General features: G+C 65.9%; 16 protein-coding genes. 7 read left to right on the top strand and 9 right to left on the bottom strand.

All coding sequences use genetic code 11. The features are described from left to right. Positions 1-301 precede the first annotated feature (301 nt). From BLQ58_RS14600 to BLQ58_RS14585, 4 genes are all read left to right on the top strand, one after another. Positions 302-1,561, top strand: coding sequence for a glycosyltransferase family 4 protein (locus BLQ58_RS14600; RefSeq protein ID WP_092599503.1), 1,260 nt, complete (start codon positions 302-304; stop codon positions 1,559-1,561). A gap of 10 nt (positions 1,562-1,571) precedes the next feature. Next, on the top strand, positions 1,572-2,621 hold the full coding sequence (locus BLQ58_RS14595) for a UDP-glucuronic acid decarboxylase family protein (RefSeq protein WP_092599101.1): 1,050 nt from the start codon (positions 1,572-1,574) through the stop codon (positions 2,619-2,621). Positions 2,622-2,636: 15 nt separating this feature from the next. Next, positions 2,637-3,377 (top strand): PIG-L deacetylase family protein, encoded by a 741-nt coding sequence (locus tag BLQ58_RS14590; RefSeq protein ID WP_092599098.1) that lies wholly within the window; start codon positions 2,637-2,639, stop codon positions 3,375-3,377. Between the two features lie 66 nt (positions 3,378-3,443). Then, positions 3,444-4,328 carry a glycosyltransferase family 2 protein gene (locus BLQ58_RS14585; protein WP_092599095.1) on the top strand — a complete coding sequence of 295 codons (885 nt, stop codon included), beginning with the start codon at positions 3,444-3,446 and terminating at the stop codon, positions 4,326-4,328. An 11-nt stretch (positions 4,329-4,339) separates the two neighbouring features. Here the strand turns inward: BLQ58_RS14585 and BLQ58_RS14580 are convergent, their stop codons facing one another. Both BLQ58_RS14580 and BLQ58_RS29175 read right to left on the bottom strand, forming a co-directional pair. Continuing rightward, positions 4,340-7,132, bottom strand: a complete 2,793-nt coding sequence (locus BLQ58_RS14580) for an ABC transporter transmembrane domain-containing protein (RefSeq protein WP_092599092.1) — start codon at positions 7,130-7,132, stop codon at positions 4,340-4,342. Positions 7,133-7,287: 155 nt separating this feature from the next. Beyond that, entirely contained in the window at positions 7,288-7,866 is a 579-nt protein-coding gene (locus tag BLQ58_RS29175) for a recombinase family protein (protein WP_175459913.1), read from the bottom strand. Between the two features lie 158 nt (positions 7,867-8,024). On the opposite strand from BLQ58_RS29175, the gene BLQ58_RS29170 reads away from it, so the two are divergent. Next, positions 8,025-8,288, top strand: a complete 264-nt coding sequence (locus tag BLQ58_RS29170) for a hypothetical protein (RefSeq protein WP_175459912.1) — start codon at positions 8,025-8,027, stop codon at positions 8,286-8,288. Continuing rightward, a complete protein-coding gene (locus BLQ58_RS28815) occupies positions 8,281-8,589 on the top strand; it encodes a hypothetical protein (protein WP_139186115.1) in 309 nt (102 codons plus the stop codon). The genes BLQ58_RS29170 and BLQ58_RS28815 overlap by 8 nt, the downstream gene beginning before the upstream one ends. On the opposite strand, the gene BLQ58_RS14565 is transcribed toward BLQ58_RS28815, so the two are convergent. Continuing rightward, positions 8,567-12,628: a CheR family methyltransferase gene (locus BLQ58_RS14565; RefSeq protein WP_092599083.1), complete on the bottom strand. Its 4,062-nt coding sequence runs from the start codon at positions 12,626-12,628 to the stop codon at positions 8,567-8,569. The two genes, BLQ58_RS28815 and BLQ58_RS14565, sit on opposite strands and share 23 nt — an antisense overlap. A 331-nt stretch (positions 12,629-12,959) precedes the next feature. Here BLQ58_RS14565 and BLQ58_RS28810 point away from each other — a divergent pair, with 331 nt between their 5' ends. Next, on the top strand, positions 12,960-13,166 hold the full coding sequence (locus BLQ58_RS28810; protein ID WP_139186114.1) for a hypothetical protein: 207 nt from the start codon (positions 12,960-12,962) through the stop codon (positions 13,164-13,166). A 51-nt stretch (positions 13,167-13,217) separates the two neighbouring features. Here BLQ58_RS28810 and BLQ58_RS14560 read toward each other — a convergent pair whose 3' ends face one another. The 6 genes from BLQ58_RS14560 to BLQ58_RS14525 all read right to left on the bottom strand — a co-directional run bounded on the left by BLQ58_RS14560 (position 13,218) and on the right by BLQ58_RS14525 (position 18,562). Continuing rightward, the gene (locus BLQ58_RS14560) at positions 13,218-13,403 is read right to left on the bottom strand and encodes a hypothetical protein (RefSeq protein WP_092599080.1); all 186 of its coding nucleotides are present in this window, start codon (positions 13,401-13,403) and stop codon (positions 13,218-13,220) included. Positions 13,404-13,566: 163 nt separating this feature from the next. After that, positions 13,567-13,944 (bottom strand): hypothetical protein, encoded by a 378-nt coding sequence (locus tag BLQ58_RS14555; RefSeq protein ID WP_092599500.1) that lies wholly within the window; start codon positions 13,942-13,944, stop codon positions 13,567-13,569. A 234-nt stretch (positions 13,945-14,178) separates the two neighbouring features. After that, complete coding sequence (locus BLQ58_RS14550) at positions 14,179-14,712, bottom strand: cytochrome P460 family protein (RefSeq protein ID WP_092599077.1); 534 nt, start codon at positions 14,710-14,712, stop codon at positions 14,179-14,181. A 153-nt stretch (positions 14,713-14,865) separates the two neighbouring features. Beyond that, complete coding sequence (locus BLQ58_RS14545; RefSeq protein WP_092599075.1) at positions 14,866-16,161, bottom strand: MFS transporter; 1,296 nt, start codon at positions 16,159-16,161, stop codon at positions 14,866-14,868. A gap of 306 nt (positions 16,162-16,467) precedes the next feature. Next, on the bottom strand, positions 16,468-17,541 hold the full coding sequence (locus BLQ58_RS14535) for a sensor histidine kinase (RefSeq protein WP_254775948.1): 1,074 nt from the start codon (positions 17,539-17,541) through the stop codon (positions 16,468-16,470). Positions 17,542-18,178: 637 nt separating this feature from the next. After that, the gene (locus BLQ58_RS14525; RefSeq protein ID WP_092599063.1) at positions 18,179-18,562 is read right to left on the bottom strand and encodes a hypothetical protein; all 384 of its coding nucleotides are present in this window, start codon (positions 18,560-18,562) and stop codon (positions 18,179-18,181) included. Positions 18,563-18,565 lie beyond the last annotated feature (3 nt).

The following is an 18,565-nucleotide window of genomic DNA, read 5'->3' as shown; positions in this document are numbered from 1 at the left end:
GTATGGGTGCGTCTGGCATGCAAGCTTTGCGCCGACCCCTGACCCCGCCGCTGCAATCGACCTGCCCGGCCGCAATCGCCCTCGCTGCACGAGCGGCGGACCAACGCTTCTACACGGCGTCAGTAGAAACGGCTCTCTCGAACTGCAAATCCGGGATTGCCCGCGCCGGCGCCCCACAGGTGCGAGGTGACGCCGAGAACCGTTATAACGCTTCTCCGTAAGGACGCCGTCTCCTGACCACCGATTGGCATGCATGCTGCAGACGGCCGGTTTGAACAACGACCACAACGCGGAGTCCGCCATGCGAAGAATTGCCCTGATCAGCGAACATGCCTCGCCGCTTGCCAGCATCGGCAGCGTCGATAGCGGTGGACAGAACGTCTATGTAGCCCACCTGGCCCGGCAGCTGGGCAAGAGCGGCTACCCGGTGGACGTCTTCACGCGGCGCGACAAGGCGCTGCTGCCGGACGTCGTGGCCTTCGCGCCGAACGTACGGGTAATCCATGTCCCGGCGGGGCCCGCCATGCAAGTGCCGAAAGAATCGCTGCTGCCGCACATGCCGGCGTTTGGCGACTACATGGTGGAGTTCATGCGCCATGACGCCATCGGCTACGACGTCTTGCACGCCAACTTTTTCATGTCCGGCGTGGCGGCACTACGGGCCAGACAGGCGCTGGGCATCCCGCTGGTCATGACGTTCCACGCGCTGGGCAAGGTACGGCGGCTGCACCAGGGCAGCGCCGACGGCTTTCCCGACGCGCGTTTCGATATCGAGGACGCGCTCGCGCGCGAGTCCGATTGCGTGATTGCCGAATGCCCGCAGGATGCCGAAGACCTCGTGACCTTGTGCGGGGCGCAGCGGTCACGCATCGAAACCGTGCCGTGCGGCTTCGACGACGAAGAGTTCGCGCCGGTGGAACGCGCGCAGGCCCGCGCCACGCTGGGGTGGGACGGCGGCGAGTTCACGGTGCTGCAACTGGGCCGCCTGGTGCCGCGCAAGGGTATCGACAACGTGATCCGGGCCATCGGGTATCTGCGCCACACGCTCGGCATGCGTGCCCGGCTGTACGTGGTCGGCGGTAACGCCGAATCGCCGAGTGTCGCGGCCACACCCGAGATCGGACGCCTGCAACAGGTGGCCGACGAGGCCGGCGTGGCCGACAGCGTCACCTTCGTGGGCCGGCGGGGCCGGGAACAGTTGCGCCTGTTCTATGGCGCATCGGACGTCTTCGTCACCACGCCGTGGTACGAGCCATTCGGCATCACCCCGGTAGAAGCCATGGCCTGCGGGGTGCCGGTGGTGGGCGCCAACGTCGGCGGTATCCGCTCCACGGTGCTCGATGGCGAAACGGGCTTCCTGGTGCCGCCCAATGCACCAGAACCACTTGCCGAGCGGCTTGCGCAGCTTTGCGCCGACCCCGCCCTGATGCAACGCATGGGCGAGGCCGGCCGCCAGCGGGCGCAGGCGCTGTTCACGTGGGCGGGCGTGGCGCGGCAAATGGAGCAGGTCTACGCCCGGCTGGCGATTCGCGCCGCAGGCGCGGGCCGCGTGGCGGCCTAGGAGATGAACCATGAAGGATCCCCACCACAAGCGCATCCTGGTAACGGGCGGCGCCGGCTTCCTCGGTTCGCACCTGTGCGACCGCCTGGTGGAAGCGGGCCATGATGTACTTTGCGTCGATAACTTCTACACGGGTGGCAAGGAAAATATCGCTCACCTGCTGCCACGGCCCAATTTCGAATTGCTGCGTCACGACGTGACGTTCCCGCTCTACGTCGAGGTCGACGAGATCTACAACCTGGCCTGCCCTGCGTCGCCGGTGCATTACCAGAGCGACCCGGTGCAGACGACCAAGACCAGTGTGCATGGCGCGATCAACCTGCTGGGCCTGGCCAAGCGTGTCAAGGCCCGCATCCTGCAGGCTTCCACCAGCGAAGTCTATGGCGACCCCGACCACCATCCGCAACAGGAAAGCTACTGGGGGCACGTGAATCCCGTGGGCCGGCGGGCGTGCTACGACGAAGGCAAGCGCTGTGCGGAAACGCTGTTCATGGACTACCACCGCCAGCACGGCGTGGACGTGCGGATCGCCCGGATCTTCAATACCTACGGGCCTCGCATGCATCCGGCCGACGGCCGCGTGGTGTCGAATTTCATCTCGCAGGCGCTGGCCGGCGAGCCGCTTACGCTTTATGGCGACGGGTCGCAGACGCGCTCTTTCTGCTACGTGGACGATCTGGTCGAAGGGCTGATCCGCCTGATGGCATCGAATGCGGCCGGCACGCCGGTCAACCTGGGCAACCCGTGCGAGACCACGATGCGCGACATCGCCACAGAGATCCTCCACGCCACGGGCTCGGCCTCGACGCTGGAGCATCGACCGCTGCCGGAGGACGATCCGCGCCAGCGGTGCCCCGATATCACCCTGGCCCGCACGCTGCTGCAGTGGCAGCCGGCCGTGCCGTTGGCACAAGGATTGCGTTTGACCGTGGCCGCGTTCGTATCCCGCCGGGCGGCGCAGCAGCGCGCGCGGTCCCGCGGGAGCCTGTGGCAACCGACCGCGGGCGAGGCAACCGACGCGGCGCCCGCGCCAGACTGGCACCCGACCGACTTCCGCTGACTTGCGCTGATATCGATGCCTTTTCTTCAGATCCCCGAGCCGCTCACCGTCATCTCTCCCCACCTGGACGACGCCGTATTCAGTTGCGGTGCGCTGCTTGCCGCCGCCCCGGATGCCGTGGTCGTCACCGTGCTCGCGGGCGTGCCCGACGCTCGCGCCGACGTGCCGGACTGGGATCGGGCCGCAGGCTTCTGCAGTGTCACGCAAGCCGTTTCGCAACGGCGCCGGGAGGACGCGCGCGGCCTGAACATGCTCGGTGCCCGGCCCGAGTGGCTCGACTTTCTCGATGGACAATACGGCCGCCAGCACAGCGCGGAAGAGATCATGGCCGGGTTGGCCGCTTCGCCGGCGATGCAGCGCGGTGGCACCGTGATCGCGCCGATGGGGCTGTTCCATAGCGATCACATCCTTGTCAGCAGGGCCTGCATGCTGCTGCGTGCCACGGTATCAAGCATGCAGACGGTCGATACGGCGGAGGGCGGTACGCCAACGCCGCCCGTGCAATGGCTGTTCTATGAAGACGCGATCTACCGCAGGCTGCCTGGCATGGTGCAGAGCCGCCTGATGGGCTGGTGGCAGGCCGGCCTGATCGCCGCACCCGTGCATTTTCCACTCACACCGTGGCAGAGCATGAAGATGGCGGCCGTCGAGGCCTACGAAAGCCAGTTGCCGCTGTTCAACGCCGGCCAGCTCGCTGACATCGGCGCGCCCGAGCGGTACTGGACGCTCGACATCGTGCCGGCCAAAGGCGCGTAACCGGGCGCACAAGCCAATGCGTGGGTGGGCACCCCAGCCGACACACTGACGGTCGCGCAGATGACAATGGACGCTACCCCGTGGCACGCCGGCATCAGCGTGGTCGTGCTGACCTACAACCGCCGCGACACGCTGTGCCGGACGCTGCGCCATCTGCAGGGCTTGCCCGAACGGCCCCGTATCGTCGTGGTGGACAATGGGTCCACCGATGGTACGGTGGCCATGGTGCGAGAGGTCTTTCCGCAGGTCGTCTGCCTGCGTAGCGACACCAACCTGGGCGCGGCGGGCCGGAACCTTGGCGCGCAATGGGTGGCCCAGGTGGCCGGCACCCCATACGTGGCGTTCTGCGATGACGACTGCTGGTGGCAGCCCGGATCGCTCGCCCGGGCCTGCGCACTGCTCGACGCCTATCCCGCCGTGGCATCGTTGACCGCGCGCATCCTGGTGGGCGCTTCCGGCCGCGAAGACCCCACCAGCACCCTGATGTCCCACAGCCCGCTGCCCTCCGCGGGCCTGCCGGGTCGCGCCATTCTTGGCTTCATGGCCGGCGCAACGGCATTCCGTGTGGATGCCTTCCTGGCCGCCGGCGGTTACGACGAACGGTTCTTCATCGGGGGCGAAGAAACCGTGCTCGCCTGGAAGCTCGCCGCCCGCGGCTGGCTGATGGTCTACGCCCCGGAACTGGTGGTTCATCATCATCCCAGCCCGTTGCGCGACAGCCGCGCCCGCCGCGCGCTGCTGGCACGCAATGCCGTGTGGGCGGCATGGCTGCACCTGCCCGCCACCATGGCGATCGGCGATACCGTGCGCGCCATGCCGTCGCTCGCCATGCATCTGGGCGTGGCGGGATGGCGCGAACTGGCGCAAGGGATGCACTGGGTGCTACGTGAGCGGGCCGTGGTGAGCGACCATGTGGTGGCGGCGCTGCGGCTCACGCGCCGGCAACGCTGACGCCGGATCAGTCAGGACGACTCATTGCGCGAGCCAGGCGGCAGCCGGGAGGATCCCGCGGGAAGCGGGTCGGCCGGTGGGGCCGCCGGCCCGGTCGCGGCGTGCCGGTAGTGGGCCGATATCGCCGCAATCAGCTCTGCCATCTGCACCGGTTTCGACAGATGCAGCTGGAAGCCCGCCATCATCGCGCGGATGCGGTCCTGCGGCTGCGCGTGCCCGGACAGTGCAATGGCGGTGACGCGGCGTACCAGCGACACTTCGCGCTGGGATTCCAGGCGCCGCACGTCGCGCAGCACGGTGTAGCCGTCCTCATCGTCCAGTGCGATGTCGCAGAGCAGCACCTGGGGCCACTGGCCCGGCGCTGCTTCCGACAGGTGCTGCAACAGGTCGCGCCCGTGCGCGAATGCCAGCGCCTCGGCACCAAGATCTTCAAGCGCATCGACCAGCACGTCGCGCGTGGGCGCATCGTCGTCCAGCACCAGCACGCAGCAGCCGCGCAGCGTCTGCGGACCCAGCGCAAGCGGCGGCGCGTCTGTCAACGACACCTGGGGCGTCGCCAGCGGCTCGCCCAACGGGCGCATCGGCATGCGCAGCTGCCACATCTGCTGGGCCGTATCGGCCTTCAACGTGATACCGGCCTCGGCAAGCTCTGCCTGCAGCCGCTGGATCTCGGCGGCCGACACCGGATGACCCTGCGCCGACGCCGTAGCCGACAGCGTCAGCGCCGCGTCGCCGTTGCTGCGCTCCAGGCGCAATTCGATGCGGCCACCCGCTTCCACCGCATCGACGATGCGTTCGCAAAGCTCCCATATCACCTTCTGCAGCAACCCCGGATCGCCGGTTACACGCAGCTCTGCCTCTCCCACGACCGTGAACAGGTGGATATGGCGGGCCGCGATGCGCTCGCGCAGGCCGTCCACCACCCCCGCGACAATCGTTTCGAGCCGGATCGGTTGCAGCGCCAGGCGCTCTTCGGTGCGCTCCAGTTCGCGCTGCTGCTGCTGCAGCCGCCACATCTGCGCGTAGACGCCGCCGCGCGCCAGCAGCGCCTGGTGCGTGCCGGCCTCCACCACCCGGCCGTGTTCCATGACCAGGATATGGTCCGCATCCGTGATGGTCGATAGCCGGTGCGCGATGATGAATGCGGTACGGCCCTTCGCCACGCGCGTCAGTTCCAGCTGGATGGCGCGCTCGGTACGCGTATCGAGCGCGGACGTGGCTTCGTCGAACACCACGATCGGCGGCCGCTTGAGCATGGCGCGCGCGATGGCCACGCGCTGGCGCTCGCCGCCGGACAGGCGCACGCCGCGCTCACCCACCATGGTCTCGTAGCCGTCCGGCAGACGATCGACAAACGCATCGAGCTGGGCCGCGCGCGCGGCTTCCACCACATCGGACCGCGAGGCGCCCTCCAGGCCATAGGCGATGTTGTAGGCAATCGTGTCGTTAAAGAGAATGGTGTCCTGCGGCACGATGCCCACCGCCTCGCGCAGGCTGCGCTGGGTGACCAGCCGCAGGTCCTGTCCATCGATCAGCACGCGACCCGAGTCCGGTTGATAAAGCCGGAACAGCAGGCGCGCAAGCGTCGATTTACCGGAGCCGCTGCCGCCCACCACCGCCACGGTCTGGCCCGCGCCCACGCGGAAGCTCACGTCCCACAGCGTCTGGCGGCTGGGGTCGTAGCTGAAGTTCACGTGCTCGAACGCAATGTCGCCCTGCCTGACTACCAGCGGCCGCGCGCCGGGCGCATCGTCGTCCTCGCCGGCACGGCCCTTTGCGTCGAGCAGCGAGAACAGGCGTTCCACGTTGGTCATCGCGTCGTTCGACTCGCGAAAAATGAAGCCGAGCGTATTCAGCGGCAACACCACCTGGATGATGTACGCGTTGATCAGCACCAGGTCGCCGACCGTCAGCGTGCCCTGCGCCACCCGCTGCACGCCCAGCAGCATGACGCTGGCAACCCCGATGGCAATGCACCCGCTCTGCGCGATATGCAGCGCCGACAGCGCGTGCTGGTTTTCCACGCTGGCCTCGACCCAGCGGTCCAGCAGGCGGCCGAGGCGCCGCGACTCGAACGATTCGCGGGCGAAATACTTGACGGTGTCGTAGTTGAGCAGGCTATCCACCACCTTGCTGTTGGTCTGCGCCTCCACGGCGTTGACACGGCGCTGCACCCGCATGCGGCGCCGGGTCAGCAGTGCCGTACAGGCCGAATAGAGCACGAAGACGAGCAGGATGATCGCGGCGAACTGGCCGCCGTAGCCTGCCACCATGATGACCAGCACGGCCGCGATCTCCAGCAGCGTCGGCACGATGGTGAAGACGGCAACGCCAAGCAGGAAGCCAATGGCGGCGGTGCCCTTGTCCATGTCACGGATGATGCCGCCGGTCTCGCGCTGCGAATGGAATCGCGCACCCAGCCCGTGCAGGTGCGAGAACGCGCGGGCCGTGAAGGCGGCCACGGTGCTTTGCGCGACATGCGCAAACACCACGTCACGCAGTTCGTTGAAGGCGTTGCCGAGCAGTCGCAGGAGGGCGTAGGCCAGCACCAGGAAGACCGGGATCGTCACGATCAGACGCACCAACGGCCCCATGCTGGCGGCGCCGGCGGGGTTGACCAGCGTCTGGGCCGACGCCGCCTCGTCCACGATGAGTTTCAGGATCAGCGGGACGGACACCGTGGCGGCCTTGGCCAGCAGCAGCAGGACGACGGCCACCACGACACGGACGCGATGGCGCCAGATGGCCGTCCAGAGTTCGCCGGCAATCCGCCGGCGCGATACTGGCATCGCGGTCTGTGGCATGCGCTTGCCCTCCGCAACCGAAAGTTCGGGAACGGTATCGCCAAGCGCAAGGAGTATGCCTATCGCCACGCCAGCATTCACGCAAGGTCACAGGCAGCGGGCGGGCAAGAATTGCATCGCGCCACGCCGATCGTACATGGCGCGCGGGCGCGGCGTCACTCCGGGTGGACGTCCCGGATCCGCATGATGGTCTGGCGCGACACCTTGAAAGTGCGTGCCAGTTCGCTGACCGAGGTGCCCCGGCGCAGCGCCGCCCGGATTTCATCGTGCATGTTGGTCGCCAGCGCCGGACGCCTGCCCAGCCGGCTACCGCGCTCCACGGCCTGCTCGGCACTGGCCTTCATCCGGGCGCTGCGCGCGTCGCGTTCCAGGCTCTCCACGGCCCGCAGTGTCCGGAATGCCGTTGAGCCGGCGTCGGTCAGCATCGCTTCGCCGGTTTCGACGCAGTGAAGTTTCACACCGAGCGCCCGGAACCGCTCCACGGTGGCGACCACGTCGCGCACGGAGCTGCCAAGACTGCAGAGCCGCAGCGTTGCCACCACATCCCCGGCACGCAGACGCCGCAGAAGCTGCTGCATACGGGGGCGATCGAGCGCAGCAATCGACGCCGGGCTGCATTCCCACCAGGCCTGTCCGAAATCCACGACATAACCGGCGGCGTCAAAGCTGACGCATTCGCTTTCGAATTCGCGAAGGGTGGAAGCCTGATTGGTATAGACGTGGGTCGAGGGCATGGCGCGGCGCGTGACCGATAGTGAGTGCAAGCATATCAGGATGTCCTGAACCTGGACATTCCGGACAACGCTGCAATGTATCGCCGCTCGGGCGGTCTTCTTACAATTTTTCCACAGGCAATCGATATGCCTGGGTATCTGGAAGCAAGGAGACCGCCATGGCAATGCAACAGTACTATGGGCATACCGTCGAAGGCGCCGCGCTGTTTCTGGGCGAAAACAACTGGCAGGCATCAGGGCGCGTGGCGCAAGGCGGCGCGGTCCTGGTGCAGTCGTGCGACATTGGCGTTTTCCGAACGTGCGAACGGGCCATGGCCGAAGGGCTGGCCTGGGCCAAGGACTGGATCGACCGCAACCAGTGTCCCGGCTACGGCGAGCCGCTTCCCTCCGGGGCGGGACATCCCGCGCCACTCCATGCATGATCCGTCTCGTACCGGGCAGCGTCGCGTCTTCGACCCTGCAGCGGCGCTGGCGCAGGTAGACCGTCACATTTCCGAAGGTCGGACGATTATCCGCCGGCAGATTGGGGTGCTGCGCCAGCTGAAGCAGGACGGGCTGCCCACCCGCAATGGGCTGGAACTGCTGGATGCGCTGCGCGCGACGGTCGAGGCACTACGCCGGCACCGGCGCTTCGTGCTCGAAGCCATGCCGCCCGACCCGGCTGACCATGTGCCGCGGCCGGATGGCGCACCGGCGCCTGTCAGGCAAGCCGAAGGCGCATGAGCGTGGACAGCAGGTCATCCAGCATGACCGGCTTGGGCAGATGCGCGTCGAATCCCGCCTGCAGGGCCGCGTCGACGTCACTGTGGCGGCCATAGCCGCTCAGCGCGATAGCGGGCACTTCCTTCAGCGCGGCCTGCCCGCGCACCCGGTGGACCAGCTGATAGCCGTCCATGCCGGGCATGCCGATATCCGACAACAGCAGGTCGGGCTTGTGCATCTCCATGGAAGCCAGCGCCGACTCGCCGTCACTGGCCACATCGACCAGGGCGCCTTCGGCCTCGAGCAGCATGCGGAAGGTATCCACGGTCTGCTGGTCATCGTCCACCAGCATTACATGCATGCCGCGCAGCAACGATGCCGGCAGCGCCTCGGCCTCGTCATCGGCGGTCGCGGGCGTGCCGACCGGCAGCGTCACGGTGAAGGTACTGCCCTGACCGGGGCCGGCCGATGCGGCTTCCGCGTTGCCGCCATGCAGGGTCGTGATTTCCTTGACCAGATTCAGGCCGATGCCCAGCCCGCGGGACCGCGCCCGCATGGCGACGCCCTGACGGAACATGTCGAAGATATGGGGCAGTGTCTGGGCATCGATGCCCATCCCGGAATCTTCGACGGTCAATCGCGCAACGCTGGCATCGCTTTCCAGCACCACCTTGATGTGGTCGCCTGACTCCGTGAATTTCAGCGCATTGCTGAGCAGGTTCCAGACCACCTGCTCGATGCGCGTCACGTCGGCATGAATCCACACGGGCTGATCCGGCAATACCGCTTCGAGCGTCGTTCCCCGCTGGCCTGCCTCTTCGCGCACCGCATCGCTGACATGCCGGACGACCTCCGCGAAATCGATCGTGGCACGCGCGACCGACAGCTTGCCAGTGCGCACGCGGGACATGTCCAGCAGGTCGTCGATGATCTGGGCCTGGCCCAGCACCGTACGCCGGATCGTTTCCGTGGCGCGGGCGATCATCGGGTTGCGGCGCGCCTCGGCGGAGCGTGCGATCAGTTCGCTGCTGGCGCTGATCAGGTTCAGCGGATGCTTCAGCTCGTGCGACGCCACAGCCAGGAACTCGTCACGATGATCCTGGACGGGCGTGGAGCGGAAACCGCCATCCAGGCGCAGCGCGCCGGCAGGCAGCGCCTCGTTCATGTCGCGGCAGATCTTGGCATAGCCGCTGACGCCGGACTGTTCCAGCCGGGACAGCACCCCGGTGGAGCGGAAGCGCGTGCCGTCCTTGCGCAGGTGCCAGCGATCCTCCTCTACCCGCCCGAACTTGCGTGCCTGCGCCCTTTCCTCCGCCGGCACACCGCGATCGCGATCCTGCTGGAGGTAGAGCACATCGGCCGGCTCGCCCAGCAGTTCGGCCTCGGTGTAGCCGAAAATGCGCTCGGCGCCCATGTTCCAGCTGGTAATGCGGCCGTCGTCGTCGAAGGTGATGATGGCGTAGTCCCGCGTGCTTTCGGCCACGATGCGCATGCGCCGTTCGCCCTCGCGCAACTGGGCCTCTGCCGCCTTGCGCGACGTGATGTCGATAAACGACAGCACTGCGCCGTCGATGCGGTCTTCGGTCGTGCGATAGGGCAGAAAGCGCGCCAGATACCAGCGGCCATCGCTGCTTTGCACCTCGCGTTCGATCAGTCGCAGCAAATCGAAGGCCTCGGCCGCATCGTCGGACAGCTTGTCGTAGTCGAGCCGGTGCGTGATGTCCAGCAGCGAGCGGCCAATGTCGGACGGAATGATGCTGAACACGTCGGTGGCACGCGGCGTGTAGCGTTTGATACGGATGTTCCGGTCGACGAAGATCGTGCCAATGTCGTTGGCCATGATCAGGTTCTGCAGATCGTCGTTGATCTTGCTGGTTTCCTCGACCTTCGACTTCAGTTCGGCATTGACCGTGGTGAGTTCCTCGTTGATCGACTGCAGCTCTTCCTTGCTGGTCTCGAGTTCCTCGGTGGCCGAGCGCAGTTCCTCGTTGATGGCCTGCAGTTCCTCGTTGGACGCCTTCAGTTCCTCGGTGGACGTTTCCGACTGCTCGATCGTCGCCTGCAGTTGTTCCTTGGTGCGATGCAGTTCGCGTTCGAGCTGGCTGACGATCGGGTCGGGCTGGCGCTTCTGCGGGGTGTCGGACGACTCGCTCATGCTGTCCTCCACCTCGTGGAACAGGATCAGGACGAAGTCCGCATTGGCCTCGGCGTCATGTACCGGGCGCGCGATCATGTTGACGAAGTAGTTGCGCCCATCCCGCGTCAGCTGAACGCGTCGCGCCTCCACGCTATGGTTGGCCTGCAGGGCCTGGAAGATGGCGGTGCGCAATTCCAGACGCAACTCGGGCCGGACCGCCGCGATGACGTTGTGCGACGGCTCGCCGCCCGCATATTCCAGGAAGCGCCCGGCGCGATCCGACAGGTGAACGATGTCCGACTCGCGGCTGACCAGGACGCTCGGGGGGGCATGCTGCTCCACCAGACGCTGGTGCAGGTCGCCGAACGAGAACTTGCGTCGCCCAGGCGGCTGCATGATGGCAATCGGCATGCGCATGTTCTGCATCGCGGCCGACATCGGCACCGGCGCCTCGCCACGCACCGCCACATTGGCCCGGTAGACGCGCGCCTTCTTGTCCACCACCGAGAACAGGGAGCTGACGCTGTCTGCCGCCTCCGAACTGCCCAGGAACAGATAGCCGCCGGGACGCAGTGCAAAGTGGAAGGTGCGCAGGACATCGAGCTGCGCCTCGCGATCCAGGTAGATCAGCAGGTTGCGGCAACAGATCATGTCCAACCGCGAGAACGGCGGATCGCGCAGCACGTTGTGCAGGGCAAACAGCACGTGTTCGCGCAGTTCCTTCTTGACCCGGTAGTGGGCGGCGTCCTTCACGAGGAACTGGCGCACGCGGCCAGGATCGACATCGGCCAGGATCGATTCCGGATACAGCCCGGTGCGCGCGTAGGAGATGGCACGCTCGTCGATATCGGTGGCAAACACCTGGAATGGCACGGCTTCCGCGTTGCGCGACGAGGCCTCCGCCAGCAGCATCGCCAGCGAGTAGGCTTCCTCGCCCGTGGCACAGCCGGCAGACCAGACGCGAATCGGCTCGTTTTCGATGCGATGCTCCAGCAGCTGCGGCACGACATCGTTCTGCAACAGGTCGTAGGCGTCCTTGTCGCGGAAGAAATTGGTCACGCTGATCAGCATGTCCTGCAGCAGGTGCGGCGTCTCGTCGGGGTGGTCGTGCAGGAAGTCGCGATACTCCTGCAGTTCCGACAGCCCGCTGACCTGCATGCGGCGTTCGATGCGGCGCAGCACCGTGGCGCGCTTGTACTGGCGGAAGTCGTGGCCGGTGCGCGTGCGCAGGATGACCATGATCTCGCGCAGAATCCGCTCGTTGTCGGTGGCAACGGCGTCGTCGGCGTCGGACTCGGCCTCCACGGTGGCCCGAATGCGGCGCTTGTTGGACCACATCTCCAGCAGGCGCTGGGGCATGTCTGCCACGGGCAGCACGAAATCGACCTGCCCCGTACCGATTGCGGCGCGCGGCATGCTCGAGAACGCCGCGTCCTCGGGTTGCTGGGCCAACACGATGCCCCCCAGCTCCTTCACCCGCGTGATCCCGACGGCACCGTCGGCACCGGCGCCCGACAGTACGATACCAACCGCCCGGTCACGGTGGGCTTCCGCAAGCGAACGCAGGAACAGGTCGATGGCCATGCGCCGGTCATCATGCGACGCAGCCGGCTGTACCTGCAGGTAACCGTCCACCATCGTCAGCACCATCGACGGCGCGATCAGGTAGACGTGATTGGGCTCGATGACGATGGCTTCGTTGACCTGCTGCACCGGCATCGAAGTGACGCCGGACAGGATGCCCGGCAGCGAGCTGGCGTGATCCGGCGACAGGTGCAGCACAATGACGTATGCGGCACCCGTCCGGCCTGGGAGGGCTTCGAAGAATAACCGCAGCGCCTCGATCCCGCCGGCGGATGCGCCAATTCCCACCACAGGAAAGTGAAGTTGACTGGGAATGGATTTCACCTTGGACCGAGCCATGAACGAGGACGCGCCGATGCTGGATAGAGAGCGCAATGATACTACGCAGGAAGTTCCCCAACCCATGGCGTCCGGCTTCCCCGGCCGGAGGGTGCCGCACAAAAAAAGAAGCCGCTCTCAAAGGAGCGGCTCGAATACGAACTGACTCTCTTGCATGGCGCGAATAGTGCAAGAGCCCCCGAATATATGTCGAGCCGTGATGCAATCGATTGTACGAAATGAATGCAATTCGGACAGTCCCTGGCGGCTGTTTTGTGCCGAGTTAGGCCGCGTGCGCGCCATTCGGGCCGATATATTGAAGTGAGTCATTCCTCCATCCCCTCTGACAGCCATGCAAAAAGGAAAAACACTGCGGGATCTGGTGATTCTTGATCGCTATATCGCCGAGCGCGAGGCTGAATTGCGGCGCGCGGAAGTTGCGGCGCGGCTGGCCTCCGGCAGCGGAGAGGCCCACGCTGCAGGAACGCTCGCCGTCTTGCGCCAGTCGATCCACGTCCTGCGGGCCCGCCGCGAAGTACTCGGCGGCAACGTGAAGTAGCGCATCCGCGTACCGTCACGGTATCCGCAGCCGGATCGACAGCCGGCATCGTCACGGGAAGGGCGCCGGTTTTCCGGAGGCCTTGCGGCTCCACATGTCGGCGCGGGCGTTGGCGGCATCGGCCAGCGCGCACTCGCCGCCATCGGACACTTTCAGTTTGCCCTGACATACCCAGTCGAACAGTGTGGCCGCGCGCGAACGCAACAGGTCGGGTGTACGCACGTGGTCGGCGAACACCGCTTATCCAATGCTGATGCTCTTTGGCAGCCTGCACAGTTCTATCGTCCTGGAAGCCTCCAGCACCGGGCCCGACCAGCAGATCGTGCCGGCATAGCGCAGGACATCGACGGACGCCTGGAACGTTGCCGGGCCTGACCGTCGTACACCACAATGCCGATCCTCAGTGCTTCGCGCCGTCGGTATAGGGATCGGGCTTGCCGGTCCTGGCGCCATCCAGATACGGATCGGGCTTGCCAACCTTGGCGCCGTCCGTGTACGGGTCGGCCTTGCCGATCTTTGCGCCGTCGGTGTACGGATCGGCCTTGCGAGGGGCCAGGTCCGTGCGGGTCGATGTCTTGGCGCCGCCGGCGTACGGATCGAACTTGTCGGCCTTTGCGCCGTCCAGATACGGATCAGGCTTACCGACCTTGGCACCATCGGTATAAGGGTCCACCTTGCGCAGCGTGCGGCCCGAGTTTGTCTGCGCGTGGGCCAGTTGCACGGCGCTCACGGCCGTCAGCGCGGCAACGATCAGCATCGGTACGGTCTTCTTCAGCATCTTCATCCTCCTCAAGTAAAGGCCAGACGGGTACAGCCGGCCAGAAAAGAAACCCGCGAACCCAAAACAGGGAACGGCGGCGCGGGTGAAGCTTGAACGGTGTCGGCGCGGCACCTTGTCGATACCGCCCGCATATTTCGAAATCGCACGATGTATCGATGCCGCGGCGCCCGGCCGCCCGGCTGCCCGGCTGCCGATTGACCGCTGGGCGGAGACGGCGCGATCAGGATGGGATCACGGCGCAAGTCGCGTGAATACGTAGTCGCGGTTCTTCACGAGCGCGTTGTGGCAGGCAAAACACGTTTGATGCTGTGCCAGGTCGGCGGGCTTGCCATCGATAAAGCGCCCGTAGCCCCAGCCACCCGAGGCGGCGTATTTTTTTGAGTCCTTGACCATCACCTGCACGGTGGTGGCGTGTCCGGGCACCAGGGCAGACTTGAACTCAGGCGATTGCGTGTACTTCCAGGCCAGCTTGACCAGTACCGCGCCATCCGGAAACGGTAGCTCGCCGCGCTTGTATGCATCGATGGCGATCTTGTTGCCCACGACCGTGCGCAGTTCGTTCAGCGGCTCGCCCTCCAGGGCGGGGGCCACCAGTTGCCAGTTGCGGTAGCCCTCGGGCAGGGTTACGCCGTAGATGGGCGACGCATTGGGATTGCCAGTGGCGCCGGGATTGGGCGTCGCGCCGGACTGTGCGGCAGCAGCAGTGGCGCCCGTGAGCACGACAGTGGCGACCGCGGTCAGGGCTACGACAGACATCAGCTTCATGGTGGCTCCGCGAATTCGGTATCGGGATTCCATTAGGCGGCGAGGACGTATCGCAGGTGTGTCACCGGGGCAGCGTCCTCGTATCAGCGTGCGTCAGTCGTCTGGCTCGATACGTAGTGATACAAATCCCCGCATCCTGTCGCGGGGCCGGGCTTACTCGCTGGTGGGCTGCGCCTCCAGCGAAGCGCCCTTGGTCTCCGGCAGCAGCAAGACCGTCAGCAGCACCACGCCGTAGGCCGCGCCGGAAAAGATGGCAATGGCTGTCGCAAGACCGGCCGTATGGCTCAGTATGCCGACCAGACCCGGAAACAGTGCGCCAATGCCCCGACCGAAGTTGTAGGTGAAGCTCTGGCCGTTCGCACGCGATTCCGAGGGATACAGTTCCGTCAGGTAGGCTCCCACGCCGCTGAAGATGCCGCACGACGAAAAGCCCAGCGGAAAGCCCAGCCACAGCATCTGCTGGTTCGATAGCGGCAGCGTCAGGTACAGGTACACCGACACCATCGACAGCGCCGAGAACATGATGAAGTTGCGCCGCCGGCCCCAATAGTCGGCCAGGTACGCCCCCACGACATAGCCACAGAACGAGCCCGCGATGATCACGAAGAGGTAGGCGCCGGTGTTGAATACCGACAGATGACGCTCGAGCCGCAGATAGGCGGGCAACCACGTGGACATCGCATAAAAGCCGCCCTGGATGCCGGTACACAGCAACGCTCCCAGCAGCGTGCGGCGCAACAAGGGCGGCGCAAAGATGGCCCAGACGGAAACCGGATGGCCGCTGATCCGGCGGGCAGACTCCGCCACGAACACCTGCGGTTCCGGCACGTGCTTGCGGATATAGAGCACCAGCAGCGCAGGCAGGATGCCCACCCAGAACAGGCTGCGCCATGCGATGGTTTCGGGCAGCAGCGTGAACGCGATGCTGTAGAGGATGGCCGCCACGCCCCAGCCGATCGCCCAGCCACTCTGCACCAGACCGACGGCCTTGCCGCGATGTTGCGGCGCGATGATCTCGCCGATCAGCACGGCGCCAACCGCCCATTCGCCGCCGAAACCCAACCCCTGCAGCGCGCGCAGCACGAAGATTTGCTCGAAATTCTGCGCAAACCCGATGGCCAGCGTGCAAAACGAGAACCAGAGGATGGTCCACTGGAGCACCCTGACGCGTCCGTATCGATCGGCCAGCATGCCGGCAATCCAGCCGCCGATCGATGAAAAGATCAGGGTCACTGTGCCCAGCAGGCCTGCCTTGCTGCGGTCCAGCCCCCATAGATCGATCAGCGAGGCCAGCACGAAGCTGAACACCATGAAGTCGAACGCGTCGGTCGCCCATCCGGCAAACGACGCCTTGAAAGCGCGCTTGCCATCGGCGCCGAGTTCCGCATACCAGCCCGGGATTAACGCCGCGGGCAACGAGGTCTGACTGATGTTATTGGTGGTTGTCATCGTTCGATGCCGTCATGAAGTGACGCATTGGGCGATCGGTGATGATACAGCCAGCGGATTCTCCCCGGCAATCAGGGATGCGCTCATCTTCCCATTGGGACCGCGGCCTGGGCGCGCACATCCGCAAGATCTCCTTCGCCGGGAACAGGTCCAGGCAGTTCGGGACGCCCGGGAAAGCGGTGGAAGTCGATGCGCTGCTGCGCAGACCCGTCCTCCCGCCGGTCGGGCAGCCGATGCGCTACCGCACAATCGTGAACCCGTAAGCGCGCGGACGTGCCCGGCGCTTACGTGCATCCATCCATGCCATCACAGGGGCAACGACAGCCGCGCCTCGAGCCCGCCCTCATGCCGGTTCTGCAGCGCCAGGTCGCCGCGAATCGCCTGCGCCAGCCGCCGGGCGATGGCCAGGCCCAGGCCGCTACCCGGCCCGCGCGCCGCGGTTTCGGGCGATCGATACCAGGGCATGAACACGGCGTCCAGTTCGGCCGGCGCAATGCCGGGCCCGGAGTCGAGCACGGCCAGATGCAGGCGCCCCCCGTCGGCACGCACCCGCACGCGGACGTTGTTGCCATAGCGGAACGCGTTGTCGACCAGGTTGACGAGGATGCGGCGCAGCGCGTGCGGACATGTCACGACAGGCCGGCCCACCAGCCCATCGAGCGTCAGTGTGCAGCCGGCATCGCGATAGTTCTGCACCAGCGCGGCCAGCATGCCGTCGGCGTCGACATTCCGCAGCTTCTGCGCAAGGCCGCTTTGCATGCGGGCACAGGCCAGCCCGGCCTCTGCCAGCTCGCGCATTTCGTCGAGATCGCGTTCCATCGCCGCGCGCAGCGCCGCGTCCTCGATCAGGTCGCAACGCAGGACCATGCGCGTCAGCGGCGTGCGCAGGTCGTGCGCGCAAGATGCCTGCATCGTCAGCCATTCCGATTCGCGCTCGGCGCACCGCCGGCGGGCGCCGTTGATGGCGCGAACCAGTCTGTCCATCCCGGGGAAGCCCATCTCCGGCAATGGCTCGCTGCGGCCGGGGTCCGTGTCGGACAGCTGCTCCAGCCGGGCGGCCAGCACCACCACGGCGGCCCGCAATTTGAACATGCGGTGCACGCAGACGCCCGCCACCAGCACCACGCCGGCGCCGAAGCACAGCACGACAATCAACGGAATGCCGCTGCGTGACGGGGTAGCCAACGTGAGGCCATGTCCGCCCGCCTGCCATTCCGCGGCAAGCAACAGGAGCAGCACGGCCAGGGCCACCGCGTACCACATTCGGCCGATGCGGGACCAGTACCGGCTCCACAGGGCTATGGCGGCCCGGTGGGTCGGGCCCGCGTACAGGGAAGACTGGGAAGAAGCGTTTGGCGGCGCAGCCGTGTCCAAGGTCATGGTCATTCTCCGATTGCCGTTTCTCCGAACGGCGCGGCGGAATGACACCATGGTTTGCCTGCAACACACCATAGGCCCGGCAGGTGAGTGGGCCCATACCAGCATTTGCGCCGGCATTTACAAAATGAAGATTGGCTAAACGGCGCCGACGGCCGCGCACGCCTGCATCAGAAATACGCGCGGTGGTCCGGCCATGCCCCTGGGCGGGTCTGGCGGCGCACATGACCTGCAGGGGCCGCGCATACCGCCATAGGCGGACAGTCATACCAACGTATGGTCATATCGGCCATGACAGGAGAACGGCGCGGGATCGGCGGCATGCGGAGGTAGCATGCCGCGCGCTACGGCACTGGCCATGCACGCTCGCCGGCCTGCTGCCGGCAACCTCCCGACCGCTCGCGGCCTTTCATCCCGCACTTCATACAGGGAACACTACATGAGCGAACGGATCATACCCGGCAGGTCCGCGGTCGGCAATACGAATATACGGCCCATGTCTTTCAATGGCTGCAGCGGAATATCGCCACGCAGGAACGCGCCGGGCCAGCAAAAAACGGGGATCTTCCGATTGTCACGGCAAGGCGGCTGGCGTAGCCCCTCCGGCATCCCGTGGTTCGGCACCGTCAGGGCCTTGCCTTCAATTGATGATCGGATTTTTCTTCTGCATATCGTCCTGGATCATCTTTGACCAGGCTGCCCCCACCTGACGCTCGGTCACGTAGCCGTGCTTCCGGGTATCGATCTTGTCGAATCGCTTGTAGACCTCCGGCATGCCAGCGCGTGCCTCCTCACGGGTCAGCTTGCCGTCGTGATCGGTGTCGGCCGCCTTGAACCGTTCCATGAACCACTTCTTGCGCTCGGCCGGCGTCATGCCTTGCGGAGGCTGCGGGACTTCGTTGACATCGGTGGTGGCGGGCGCCGGCGCCGGTGCCGCAGGTTGCGAGGCCTGCGCGCTGGCGACGCCGCTCGCGATGCTGATCGACAAGGCCAAGGCAGCAGCAAGGCAGTTCATACGGTCCATTTT

The sequence above is a fragment of the Ralstonia sp. 25mfcol4.1 genome, assembly GCF_900104095.1.
Classification (GTDB): Bacteria; Pseudomonadota; Gammaproteobacteria; order Burkholderiales; family Burkholderiaceae; genus Cupriavidus.
The sequence above is the reverse complement of the archived record's forward strand: the minus strand, read 5'-3'. Positions and strand labels throughout refer to the sequence as shown.

What these genes read in the sequence shown, in the direction of transcription:
- BLQ58_RS14550 (WP_092599077.1), bottom strand. Translation starts at nt 14,712, where the DNA reads ATGAAGCTGATGTCTGTCGTAGCCCTGACCGCGGTCGCCACTGTCGTG.
- BLQ58_RS14535 (WP_254775948.1), bottom strand. Translation starts at nt 17,541, where the DNA reads ATGACCTTGGACACGGCTGCGCCGCCAAACGCTTCTTCCCAGTCTTCC.
- BLQ58_RS14525 (WP_092599063.1), bottom strand. Translation starts at nt 18,562, where the DNA reads ATGGACCGTATGAACTGCCTTGCTGCTGCCTTGGCCTTGTCGATCAGC.
- BLQ58_RS28815 (WP_139186115.1), top strand. Translation starts at nt 8,281, where the DNA reads ATGCATGATCCGTCTCGTACCGGGCAGCGTCGCGTCTTCGACCCTGCA.
- BLQ58_RS14565 (WP_092599083.1), bottom strand. Translation starts at nt 12,628, where the DNA reads ATGGCTCGGTCCAAGGTGAAATCCATTCCCAGTCAACTTCACTTTCCT.
- BLQ58_RS28810 (WP_139186114.1), top strand. Translation starts at nt 12,960, where the DNA reads ATGCAAAAAGGAAAAACACTGCGGGATCTGGTGATTCTTGATCGCTAT.
- BLQ58_RS14555 (WP_092599500.1), bottom strand. Translation starts at nt 13,944, where the DNA reads ATGCTGAAGAAGACCGTACCGATGCTGATCGTTGCCGCGCTGACGGCC.
- BLQ58_RS14590 (WP_092599098.1), top strand. Translation starts at nt 2,637, where the DNA reads ATGCCTTTTCTTCAGATCCCCGAGCCGCTCACCGTCATCTCTCCCCAC.
- BLQ58_RS14585 (WP_092599095.1), top strand. Translation starts at nt 3,444, where the DNA reads ATGGACGCTACCCCGTGGCACGCCGGCATCAGCGTGGTCGTGCTGACC.
- BLQ58_RS14595 (WP_092599101.1), top strand. Translation starts at nt 1,572, where the DNA reads ATGAAGGATCCCCACCACAAGCGCATCCTGGTAACGGGCGGCGCCGGC.
- BLQ58_RS14545 (WP_092599075.1), bottom strand. Translation starts at nt 16,161, where the DNA reads ATGACAACCACCAATAACATCAGTCAGACCTCGTTGCCCGCGGCGTTA.
- BLQ58_RS29175 (WP_175459913.1), bottom strand. Translation starts at nt 7,866, where the DNA reads ATGCCCTCGACCCACGTCTATACCAATCAGGCTTCCACCCTTCGCGAA.
- BLQ58_RS14600 (WP_092599503.1), top strand. Translation starts at nt 302, where the DNA reads ATGCGAAGAATTGCCCTGATCAGCGAACATGCCTCGCCGCTTGCCAGC.
- BLQ58_RS29170 (WP_175459912.1), top strand. Translation starts at nt 8,025, where the DNA reads ATGGCAATGCAACAGTACTATGGGCATACCGTCGAAGGCGCCGCGCTG.
- BLQ58_RS14580 (WP_092599092.1), bottom strand. Translation starts at nt 7,132, where the DNA reads ATGCCACAGACCGCGATGCCAGTATCGCGCCGGCGGATTGCCGGCGAA.